The sequence below is a fragment of the Actinoplanes sp. TFC3 genome (assembly GCF_001553785.1).
Taxonomy (GTDB): domain Bacteria; phylum Actinomycetota; class Actinomycetes; order Mycobacteriales; family Micromonosporaceae; genus Actinoplanes.
The window spans coordinates 2,131,784-2,141,460 of sequence record NZ_LOJP01000001.1 but is presented as its reverse complement, the minus strand read 5'-3'; the positions used below and the strand labels follow the sequence as shown (position 1 = coordinate 2,141,460).

Sequence of the window (9,677 nt, the reverse complement as noted above, 5' to 3'; positions counted from 1 at the left end):
GTGCGGGGCTGAGGGTTCGGGCGCGGGCTTGGGGGTGTCAGGGCGCGGCGGCGCGTGACAGTCCAGACCGGGCCCAGCCCACCCGGGCGGCCCCCTGGCCCCACGAGCCAATGAACGGGGCCGCCGGAAACCCGCAAGCTCCGCGAAATCGAGCTCACAACCGACCAGATCCCAGACTGGCCACAACGCCAGCTCAGCGTCGCTAGAAAGCCGCGCGGAGCCAGCTCACCTCAAGCTGCGAAGCCGGCCCCGTCAAGGCAGCCGGAACCTACTCCCCGCCGCGGCGGCGGCGGATCTTGGCCAGGGCTTCGGCGAGGATGGCTTCGCCGTCGGCGTCTGAGCGGCGTTCCTTCACGTAGGCCAGGTGGGACTTGTACGGCTCGGTGCGCGACTTGCCCGGGGGGTTGGCGCGGTCCAAGCCGGCCGGCTGGCCGCAGCGAATGCAGTCCCAGGTTTCCGGCGGGGCGGCGTCGGCTGCGAAGCGGACTTCCACCTCGTGGCCGGCGGCGCACCAGTATGTCACCTCCCGGCGGGGGGCGGGTTCGCTGCGCTCGTCGGGGCGCATCGGGCTGGAGCCGACGCGGCTGCCGCGGATTGCGCTGCCACTGGACACGGATGTCACTCCTGCCTGTCAGGGGCGTCGTCGCCGGGGGCACCGGCGGTGTCGTGCGATGCGGAAAACAACCGCGCGGCCCGGGTGGACCGGACCGCGCGGGGAAGTCTACGACTCGCGGAGCAAGTCAGGAAAGAGCTTATGGCGAGAAGACTCAGGAGGTTTGCGCCAGCTTGAGCCAGAGGCCGAGGCCGACGATGCAGGCGAACCAGACGACGCCCACCAGCACGGTGTAGCGGTCGAGGTTTTTCTCCGCGACCGAGGAGCCGGCCAGGCTGGAGGTGACACCGCCACCGAACATGCTGGACATGCCGCCGCCCTTGCCGCGGTGCAGCAGGATCAGCATGGTCAGCAGGATGCTGGTGATGATCAGCAACACGATCAACGTGTACGCGAACGCGATCGGCATGGTCGGGTCAATCCTCTCGAAGGGCACGGCAGCGAACCCACAATAGCGGGCCTGCGGGGAACCGGCCGCCCCAGGGCGGCCGGTTCCTCATCACGGTCTCAACGCTGAACGTGCTCGCGGAACCGGACGATCGAGGCGAACTCCTCCGCCTGCAGGCTGGCACCCCCGATGAGGGCACCGTCCACGTCCGGCTTCGCCATGATGGCGGCGATGTTGCTGGCCTTGACCGAGCCGCCGTACTGGATGCGGACCGCCTCGGCCGTTTCGGCGTCATACTTCTTGGCCAGCGCGGCTCGCAGGGCGCCACAGACTTCCTGGGCGTCCTCGGGCGTGGCGGTCTTGCCGGTGCCGATGGCCCAGACCGGCTCGTAGGCCAGGACGATCTTCTTGACGTCGTCGGCCTTGAGCCCGTCCAGGGCACCGTCGAGCTGGCTGGTGCAGTGCTCCACGTGGTCGCCGGACTCGCGGATGTCCAAGCCCTCGCCCACGCACAGGATCGGCGTGAGCTCGTTGACCAGCGCCGCCTTGACCTTGGCGTTGACCAGCGCGTCGTCCTCGTTGTGGTATTCGCGGCGCTCGGAGTGCCCGATCACCACGTATGAGCAGCCGAGCTTGGTGAGCATGGCACCGGAGATGTCACCGGTGTACGCGCCACCCTTGTGCGGCGACAGGTCCTGCGCGCCGTACTTGATCGCCAGCTTGTCGCCGTCGATGGCGGTCTGCACGCTGCGCAGGTCGGTGAAGGGCGGCAGGACGACCGTCTCCACGTCGGTGAGCTGCTGCTCGGTGAGGCTGGCGGCGAGCTTCTGCACCAGGAGGATGGCCTCGAGGTGGTTGAGGTTCATCTTCCAGTTGCCCGCCATGATCGGGGTGCGGGGGGTGGCCCCGGTCATCGCTCAGCTCTCCAGTGCGGCGAGACCCGGCAGGGTCTTGCCCTCGAGGTATTCCAGCGACGCGCCGCCGCCGGTGGAGATGTGCCCGAAGCCGGACTCATCGATGCCGAGCGTACGCACGGCCGCCGCGGAGTCGCCGCCGCCGACCACGGAGAAGCCGTCGATCTTGGTGATCGCCTCGGCCACGCCCCGGGTGCCGGCCGCGAACGGCGCGAGTTCGAACACGCCCATGGGCCCGTTCCAGAACACCGTCCTGGCCGAGCCGATCGCCTCGGCGAACAGCGCCACCGATTCGGGGCCGATGTCCAGGCCGAGCCGGTCGGCCGGGATCTCCGAGGCCTGAACCACGTCGTGGTCAGCGTCGGCGGCGAACGCCGAGGCGGCCACCACGTCGACCGGCAGCACGATGCGTCCGTCGGCCTCGGCCAGCAACGAAGCACACGTCTCGACCATCTCGTCCTCGAGCAGCGACTTGCCGACCTCGTGACCCTGGGCCTTGAGGAAGGTGAAGCACATGCCGCCGCCCACGAGCAGCTTGTCGACCTTCGGCAGCAGCGCCTTGATCACGGCGAGCTTGTCGGAGACCTTGGAACCGCCGAGCACCACCACGTACGGCTTCTCGGGGCTCTCGGTCACCTTCTTGAGCACCTCGACCTCGCGCCCGACCAGGCCGCCGGCATAGTGCGGGAGGCGGGCCGGCACGTCGTAGACCGAGGCGTGCTTGCGGTGCACCGCGCCGAACGCGTCGTCGACGTAGGAGTCGGCGAACGCGGCCAACTGGTCGGCGAACGCGCCGCGCTCGGCGTCGTCCTTCGACGTCTCGCCGGCGTTGAAGCGCAGGTTTTCCAGCAGCAGCACCTGACCGTCGAGCAGCGCCTGGGCCGCGGCCGTGGCCGACTCGCCCACGGTGTCCTCGCCGAACACGACCGGCGCGCTGAGCAGTTCACCGAGGCGCGTGGCGACCGGGGCCAGCGTGTACTTGGGGTCCGGAGCACCCTTGGGGCGCCCGAGGTGGGAGCAGACGATCACCTTCGCGCCGGCGTCGCGCAGCGCGACGATTGTCGGCAGCACCGCGCGGATGCGGCCGTCGTCGCTGATGATCGAGGGGTCGCTCTTGTCGAACGGGACGTTCAGGTCGGCGCGCACGAGCACGCGCCGACCCGAGACACCCTCGCCGAGCAGGTCGTCGAGAGTCTTCACGTCTGCTCAGCCAACCAGCTTGACCAGGTCGACGAGGCGGTTGGAGTAGCCCCACTCGTTGTCGTACCAGCCGACGACCTTCACCTGGTTGCCGATGACCTTGGTCAGGCCGGCGTCGAAGATGCAGGAAGCCGGGTCGGTGACGATGTCCGACGAGACGATCTGGTCCTCGGTGTAGGTGAGGATGCCCCTGAGCGCGCCGTCGGCGGCGGCCTTGATGCCGGCGTTGACCTCGTCGACCGAGGTCTCCTTGGCGGCCTGGAAGGTCAGGTCGGTGGCCGAGCCGGTCGGGATCGGCACGCGCATCGCGAAGCCGTCGAGCTTGCCCTTGAGCTCCGGCAGCACCAGGCTGACGGCCTTGGCGGCACCGGTGGAGGTCGGCACCACGTTGAGGGCGGCGGCGCGGGCGCGGCGCAGGTCCTTGTGCGGGCCGTCCTGCAGGTTCTGGTCCTGGGTGTAGGCGTGGATCGTGGTCATCAGGCCACGCTCGATGCCGATCGTGTCGTTGAGCACCTTGGCCATCGGCGCGAGGCAGTTGGTCGTGCAGGACGCGTTCGAGATGACCGTGTGCTGCGCGGCGTCGTACTTGTCATCGTTGACGCCGATGACGATGGTGATGTCCTCGTTCTTGGCCGGGGCCGAGATGATGACCTTCTTGGCGCCGTTGTCGACGTGCGCCTTGGCCTTGGTGGCGTCGGTGAAGAAGCCGGTCGACTCGATCACGACGTCCGCGCCCAGGTCACCCCAGTGCAGGTTGGCCGGGTCGCGCTCGGCGAACGCCTTGAAGGTCTTGCCCGCCACGGTGATCTCGTCGGCGGTGGCCTTCACCTCGTGCGGCAGACGGCCCAGGATGCTGTCGTACTTCAGCAGGTGGGCGAGCGTCTGGTTGTCCGTCAGGTCGTTGACACCGACGATCTCGATGTCGGCGCCGGACGCCTGGACCGCACGGAAGAAGTTGCGGCCGATGCGGCCGAAGCCGTTGATGCCAACCCGGATGGTCACAGGTGGATCTCCTCATTTCGGTCCGCCGGGATTGGGACCGGCGGAGGTCTTCTTGCCGACCCCGTACAAATCCGCGTCGGCCGTCGTGTTCGGCAGCGTCGCCGTCACCAAGACCCTAGCCGAGATGCCTGTGCCACCCGTTCCCGGGGCCGCGACCTTATCGTTACCTCAGGGTCTTTACGTCAAATTCGTTTTCCGGTACGTCCATACGGTTTTGATCCGCACCGCCGGGGCTCTCCAGCAGCGACTCGAGCAGAGCCAGCGATCCTTCGATGTCCACGCCCGGGTCGAGCAGCCACTGCGTCTGCAGACCGTCGGAGGCCGCGATGATCAGGGCAGCCGCCGCCTCGGGCGAGATGTCGGAGCGGATGCGCCCGCCGCGTTGCTCTTGTCGTACCCGTTCGCCTAAAAGATCGCGCAGACTGGCGAACCGTTCGGAAAAGAAGGTGCGTTCAGTGGTGTGCCCGTTTTCCAGCGCGCCGGCTACCAGCGTCGAATAGAGCTGCACCAGCCCCGGCACGCCATGGTTGCGCCGCGCGGCGTGGGTCATCAGGCCGACCACGGAGGTCTCCCCCGGCGGCGGATCGTCGGCCATCGAGCGCTCCTCGGCCGCCCGGTAGACCTCGACGAGCAGTTCCTCGCGCGAGTCGAAGTAGTGCTTGAGCGCCGCGTGCGACACGCCGATGGCCTCGCCGATCGCCCGCAGCGAGGTGCCCTGCGCGCCACGCTCGGCGAAGACCTCGATGGCCCGGTCCAGAATCTCCTGCCGGCGCCGGACTCCCTTCTCATACATCGGCACATCCTAGGATCGGGAGAAACTTCCGAGTGGAGGTTTTCAATGTTACCGTCGGGACATGGCCGCACTCGACATCCCCGCCCTGCTGGGTTCACTGACTCTGGAGGAGAAGGCGGCACTGCTCGACGGCGCGGACTTCTGGCGCACCCAAGCGATCGAACGCCTCGGCATCCCCTCGGTGATGGTCACCGACGGCCCGCACGGGCTGCGCAAACAGGCCGGCGAGGCGGACCACGCCGGGTTGCACGAGAGCGTCCCGGCCACCTGTTTCCCGCCCGCCGCCGGGCTGGCCTCGACGTGGAACCCGCAGTTGCTCGAGCGCATCGGCGCCGCGCTGGGCCGCGAGTGCCGCGCGGAGGAGGTCGCGGTGCTGCTCGGGCCGGGCATCAACATGAAGCGCTGGCCGCTGTGCGGCCGCAACTTCGAGTACTTCTCCGAGGACCCGTACCTGGCCGGTGAGCTGGGTGCCGCGCTGGTTCGGGGGATTCAGGGCGAGGGTGTGGGCACGTCGCTCAAGCACTTCGCCGCCAACAATCAGGAAACCGACCGGATGACGGTGTCGGCCGACATCGACGAGCGGACGCTGCGCGAGATCTACCTGCCAGCCTTCGAGCGCGTGGTCACCGGGGCTCAGCCGTGGACCGTGATGTGCTCGTACAACCGGATCAACGGCACGTACGCCAGTGAGGACCGCTGGCTGCTCACCGAGGTGCTGCGCGACGAGTGGGGTTTCCAGGGCCTGGTGGTCTCGGACTGGGGTGCGGTGAACCGGCGCGACGCGGCGGTGGCGGCCGGGCTGGACCTGGAGATGCCGTCGTCCGGGGGCAGCGGCACGCAGATCGTGCTCGACGCCGTCCGGGGCGGCACGCTGGCCGAGAAGGACGTCGACCTCGCTGTCACCCGGGTGCTGGAGCTGCTCAACCGGGCTCTGCCGGCCCTCGCCCCGGGGCAGAGCTTCGACGCCGACGCGCATCACGCACTTGCGCGCGAGGCGGCTGCGGCCAGTGCCGTGCTGCTCAAGAACGAGGGTGACATCCTGCCGCTGGCGGCCGGGGGGTCGGTGGCGGTGATCGGGGAGTTTGCTCGTACACCTCGGTTCCAAGGGGCCGGATCTTCGCAGGTCAACCCGACCAAGGTGGACACCGCGCTGGACGGGCTGCGGGAAGCAATGACGGTTACGTTCGCGCCGGGCTTCGACATCGAGAGCACGCAGGGGGACGCGGCGCTGGTCAAGGAGGCAGTGGCGGCAGCGCGCCAGGCCGACGTTGCGGTGCTGTTCCTGGGTCTGCCCCCGTCGTACGAGTCGGAGGGCTACGACCGCGACCACATGGACCTGCCGCAGCACCAGGTCGACCTGCTGCACGCGGTGGCCGACGTCAACGCCAACGTGGTGGTTGTGCTCTCCAACGGCTCGGTCGTCACGGTGGCACCGTGGCAGCAGCGGGCCAAGGCGATCCTGGAGGGCTGGCTGCTCGGCCAGGCCGGTGGTGCCGCGACGGCCGACCTGCTGCTGGGCCGCACCAACCCGGCCGGCAAGCTCGCCGAGACGATCCCGGTGCGCTACGAGGACAACCCGGCGATCGGCAACTTCCCCGGCGAGCACGGGCACGTCCGGTACGGCGAGGGCCTGCTGATCGGCTACCGCTGGTACGACGCGCACCGCCTCGACGTGGCGTACCCGTTCGGGCACGGGCTGTCGTACACCTCCTTCTCGTACGCCGATCTCGAGGTGGCCGCCGGTGAGCAGAGCGCGACCGTCTCTCTCACCGTGACCAACACCGGCAGCCGCAGCGGCACCGAGGTCGTGCAGGTCTACGTCAGCGACCCGCACGCCATCGTGTTCCGCCCGGAGCAGGAGCTGCGCGGATTCGCCACCGTCAGCCTCGAACCCGGCGGGAGCACCCGGGTGAGCATCGAGCTGAACCGTCGTGCCTTCGCGTTCTGGCACCCGGCGCTGCGCCGCTGGAGCGTCGAGGGCGGCGAGTTCGCCATCCGCGCCGGAGCGTCCTCGCGCGACATCCGCCTGCAGGAAACGATCACGCTCGCCGGGGATGACCTCGTTGTCCCGCTGACCGCCGACTCCACCGCCGAAGCCTGGCTGGCCCATCCGGCGGCCGGCGCCTGGCTCAAGGACCAGTTGAAAGGCCCGTTCCACGACATGCTGTTCGACCCGCGCAACGGCCAGATGATGCGGGCGATCCCGCTCGTGCGGCTTTCCCGCTTCCCCGGTTTCCCCGTTGGCGAGTCCCAGGTCGCCGACGCCGTCGCCCGCTACGCCGCGTGACGACGGCGACCGCCGAGCCGACGCTCGCTGTCCGCCGCGCCCGCGCGGCAGTGGGCGCGGTTTTCCTCACCAACGGTGCCCTGTTCGCCAACGTCGTACCCCGCTATCCGGAGGTCAAGGAGCACCTCGACCTCAGCAACGCGCTGCTGGGCACGGCGCTGGCGGCGGGCCCGCTGGGCGCGCTGACCGGTGGGCTGTTCGCCTCGGTGGCGCTGAGGCTGCTCGGCTCGGCCCGTACGGCATCCTTCGGCATTCCCCTGATCGGCGCCGGTTTCCTGCTCGTCGCGGTGTCGCCGGGCTGGTGGGCGCTGGCCGCCACCCTGTTCGCCGCCGGGGCCGCTGACGCCATTGTGGACGTCGCCCAGAACGCACACGGGTTGCGGGTTCAGCGCCTGTACGGCCGCTCGATCGTCAACTCGTTCCACGGCGTGTGGAGCATCGGCGCGGTGCTGGGCGGGCTCATGGGCTCGGCGGCGGCCGGGCTGCACGTGCCGTTGCTGCTGCATTTGAGCATCTCGGCGGTGCTGTTCAGCGCCGTGGCCCTGGTGGCGTACCGCTTCTTGTTGCGCGGTACCGACGATGCCGAGCGGGAAGCCCCGACGGAGAAAGCGCGGCCACGAGCGACGGCAGCGGTGTGGATGCTTGCCGCCCTCGGCCTGCTCGCCCTGTTCGGGGCGCTGGTGGAGGATGCCGGGGCGTCCTGGGGTGCGCTGTTCCTGACCGAGGACATCGGTGCGGCTGCGGCGACCGCGGGGCTGGCGTTCGTGGCGTTGCAGGTGGCGATGACCGCCGGGCGGCTGCTCGGTGACCGCATGGTGGATCGGTTCGGCCAGCGCACGGTGACCCGGGTCGGTGGTGCGGTGGCCGCGGCGGGGATGGGCTTCGCGCTGGCGTTCCCGTCGGTGGGTTCGGCGCTGACCGGGTTCGCCCTGGCCGGGCTGGGCACCGCGACGCTGGTCCCGGCGGCCATGCACACCGCCGACGAGCTGCCGGGGTTGCCCGCCGGGCTGGGTCTGACCGTGGTCAGCTGGGTGCTGCGCATCGGCTTCCTGGCCTCGCCGCCGCTGGTGGGGCTGGTTGCCGACCACAGCAGCCTGCGGGTGGGCCTGCTCAGCGTGGTCATCGCCGGCGTCGGCACGCTGCTGCTCGGCCGCGTGCTGCTGAACAGGCCACCCGCGCACGACAGCTAACTCAGGGCCGTGGCCAGCTGGTCGTTGAGCCGTTTGAGCACCTCGTCGAGCTGCTTCTCGAGCTGCTCGGCGTGGTAGCTGTCCACCGCCGTGATGCCGTAGTCGAGCACCCGGACCCGCAGCGCGGGCGCCTGCAGCCCGGCGAACATCAGACAGCCGACCAGGTCGTCCTTGGTGACCGGCGCGAAGCCGGGCGCCACCGGCCCGGTCAGCCCGTGCCGGCCGCGCTGGTCGGCGATGTCGGACCACGCCTGGGTGACGTGGCGGCGGGCGGCGGCCGCCGCTTCCTCGTTGGCGGCCTGCAGTTTCTGGCCCGCCGTGGTGATCGCACCGATCTCGCGCCGGGCCTTTATCTCCAGTTTCGCCAGCCGGTCGCGGGCCTGGCGCAACTGCTTGCTGGCCTCGGCCGAGCGGTCGGCGAACGGGTTGTGCGCGACCGCCTTGAACGTGATGGCCGACACCGTCAGGAGCAGCAGCAACGCCACCAGCGGCCACCGCATCGACGGGTCGAACATCGAACGCCCGCGCAGCCAGGCCCACACGCCCAGCACCGCAAGCACCAGCGCGACGAACGCCACCGGGAACGGCCAGCTCGGCCACGGCAGGTCCTGGTCCGCGCGCTGATCGGCGTTGCGCCGCCACACCAGGAACGTACGGCTGAGCACCACCCGCCAGTCGAGGCGCCCGCGCAACCGGCGGCGTTCGGCTCGCGCCCGATGCCGGAACAGCGGGACAGCCAGCATGCTGCCGGACAGGATCAGCGCCATGGCGATGCCGAAGCCGGGGATGTACGAGATCGCCTTCTCCCAGAGCGGGGCGTCATCGCGCAGGTCGATGGCGTTCTGGAAAATCGTTGCGAAGAACACCGTGTCGTAGATCGCGCTGACCATGATCAGCGTCCACACCAGCGGCGCCCGCAACCAGAACGGCCGGTGCCGGCGGTCCTCCGGCCCGTCGCCGGCGTGCCGGTCGCGTACCCGCCGGCAGGCCCGGCCGGCCTCGCGCAGCGCCTGCTCGGCCTCGAACTCGGCGAGCCGCTGCAGCGCCGCGGCCGCCCGGTGCCACGCCTGGGCCAGCCGGTCGGCGGCGTCCTGGATCCGCGGGTGCGCCTCGGCCAGGCTTTCGTCGGCGGCCAGCCCGGCCCGGGTGAGCAGCGCCGCCTCGGCGTACGACAGCTCGGTCCGGTCGTACTTCTCCGGCAGCGCAACCACGTCAATGATCGGCAGGTCACTTCCCCGCGGGCACGGCACGCTCGAATAGCGCCGGCCACCGGGCACGATGTCGGTCATC

At 69.9% G+C, this 9,677-nt stretch carries 9 protein-coding genes; 2 read left to right on the top strand and 7 right to left on the bottom strand.

Annotated elements, in window-relative coordinates:
• Positions 1–268 precede the first annotated feature (268 nt).
• The 6 genes from TFC3_RS09800 to TFC3_RS09775 form a co-directional block, all read right to left on the bottom strand.
• Entirely contained in the window at positions 269–613 is a 345-nt protein-coding gene (locus TFC3_RS09800) for an RNA polymerase-binding protein RbpA (protein WP_067498432.1), read from the bottom strand.
• Between the two features lie 154 nt (positions 614–767).
• A complete protein-coding gene (gene secG, locus TFC3_RS09795) occupies positions 768–1,022 on the bottom strand; it encodes a preprotein translocase subunit SecG (protein ID WP_067498431.1) in 255 nt (84 codons plus the stop codon).
• A gap of 98 nt (positions 1,023–1,120) precedes the next feature.
• Positions 1,121–1,915 carry a triose-phosphate isomerase gene (gene tpiA / locus TFC3_RS09790; RefSeq protein WP_067498429.1) on the bottom strand — a complete coding sequence of 265 codons (795 nt, stop codon included), beginning with the start codon at positions 1,913–1,915 and terminating at the stop codon, positions 1,121–1,123.
• Positions 1,916–1,918: 3 nt separating this feature from the next.
• Positions 1,919–3,115, bottom strand: coding sequence for a phosphoglycerate kinase (gene pgk, locus TFC3_RS09785; RefSeq protein WP_067498427.1), 1,197 nt, complete (start codon positions 3,113–3,115; stop codon positions 1,919–1,921).
• Positions 3,116–3,121: 6 nt separating this feature from the next.
• The gene (gene gap / locus TFC3_RS09780; protein WP_067498425.1) at positions 3,122–4,117 is read right to left on the bottom strand and encodes a type I glyceraldehyde-3-phosphate dehydrogenase; all 996 of its coding nucleotides are present in this window, start codon (positions 4,115–4,117) and stop codon (positions 3,122–3,124) included.
• 163 nt (positions 4,118–4,280) lie between these two features.
• A complete protein-coding gene (locus tag TFC3_RS09775; RefSeq protein WP_067498423.1) occupies positions 4,281–4,910 on the bottom strand; it encodes a TetR/AcrR family transcriptional regulator in 630 nt (209 codons plus the stop codon).
• 61 nt (positions 4,911–4,971) lie between these two features.
• On the opposite strand from TFC3_RS09775, the gene TFC3_RS09770 reads away from it, so the two are divergent.
• Both TFC3_RS09770 and TFC3_RS09765 read left to right on the top strand, forming a co-directional pair.
• Positions 4,972–7,197 (top strand): glycoside hydrolase family 3 C-terminal domain-containing protein, encoded by a 2,226-nt coding sequence (locus tag TFC3_RS09770; protein ID WP_067498421.1) that lies wholly within the window; start codon positions 4,972–4,974, stop codon positions 7,195–7,197.
• On the top strand, positions 7,194–8,387 hold the full coding sequence (locus TFC3_RS09765) for an MFS transporter (protein ID WP_067498419.1): 1,194 nt from the start codon (positions 7,194–7,196) through the stop codon (positions 8,385–8,387). The genes TFC3_RS09770 and TFC3_RS09765 overlap by 4 nt, the downstream gene beginning before the upstream one ends.
• Here the strand turns inward: TFC3_RS09765 and TFC3_RS09760 are convergent.
• Positions 8,384–9,676: a hypothetical protein gene (locus tag TFC3_RS09760; RefSeq protein ID WP_067498415.1), complete on the bottom strand. Its 1,293-nt coding sequence runs from the start codon at positions 9,674–9,676 to the stop codon at positions 8,384–8,386. The genes TFC3_RS09765 and TFC3_RS09760 overlap by 4 nt on opposite strands.
• Position 9,677: the final 1 nt, after the last annotated feature.

Coding starts and splice junctions, on each gene's coding strand:
- tpiA (WP_067498429.1), bottom strand. CDS start 1,915: ATGACCGGGGCCACCCCCCGCACCCCGATCATGGCGGGCAACTGGAAG.
- TFC3_RS09775 (WP_067498423.1), bottom strand. CDS start 4,910: ATGTATGAGAAGGGAGTCCGGCGCCGGCAGGAGATTCTGGACCGGGCC.
- TFC3_RS09760 (WP_067498415.1), bottom strand. CDS start 9,676: ATGACCGACATCGTGCCCGGTGGCCGGCGCTATTCGAGCGTGCCGTGC.
- TFC3_RS09770 (WP_067498421.1), top strand. CDS start 4,972: ATGGCCGCACTCGACATCCCCGCCCTGCTGGGTTCACTGACTCTGGAG.
- secG (WP_067498431.1), bottom strand. CDS start 1,022: ATGCCGATCGCGTTCGCGTACACGTTGATCGTGTTGCTGATCATCACC.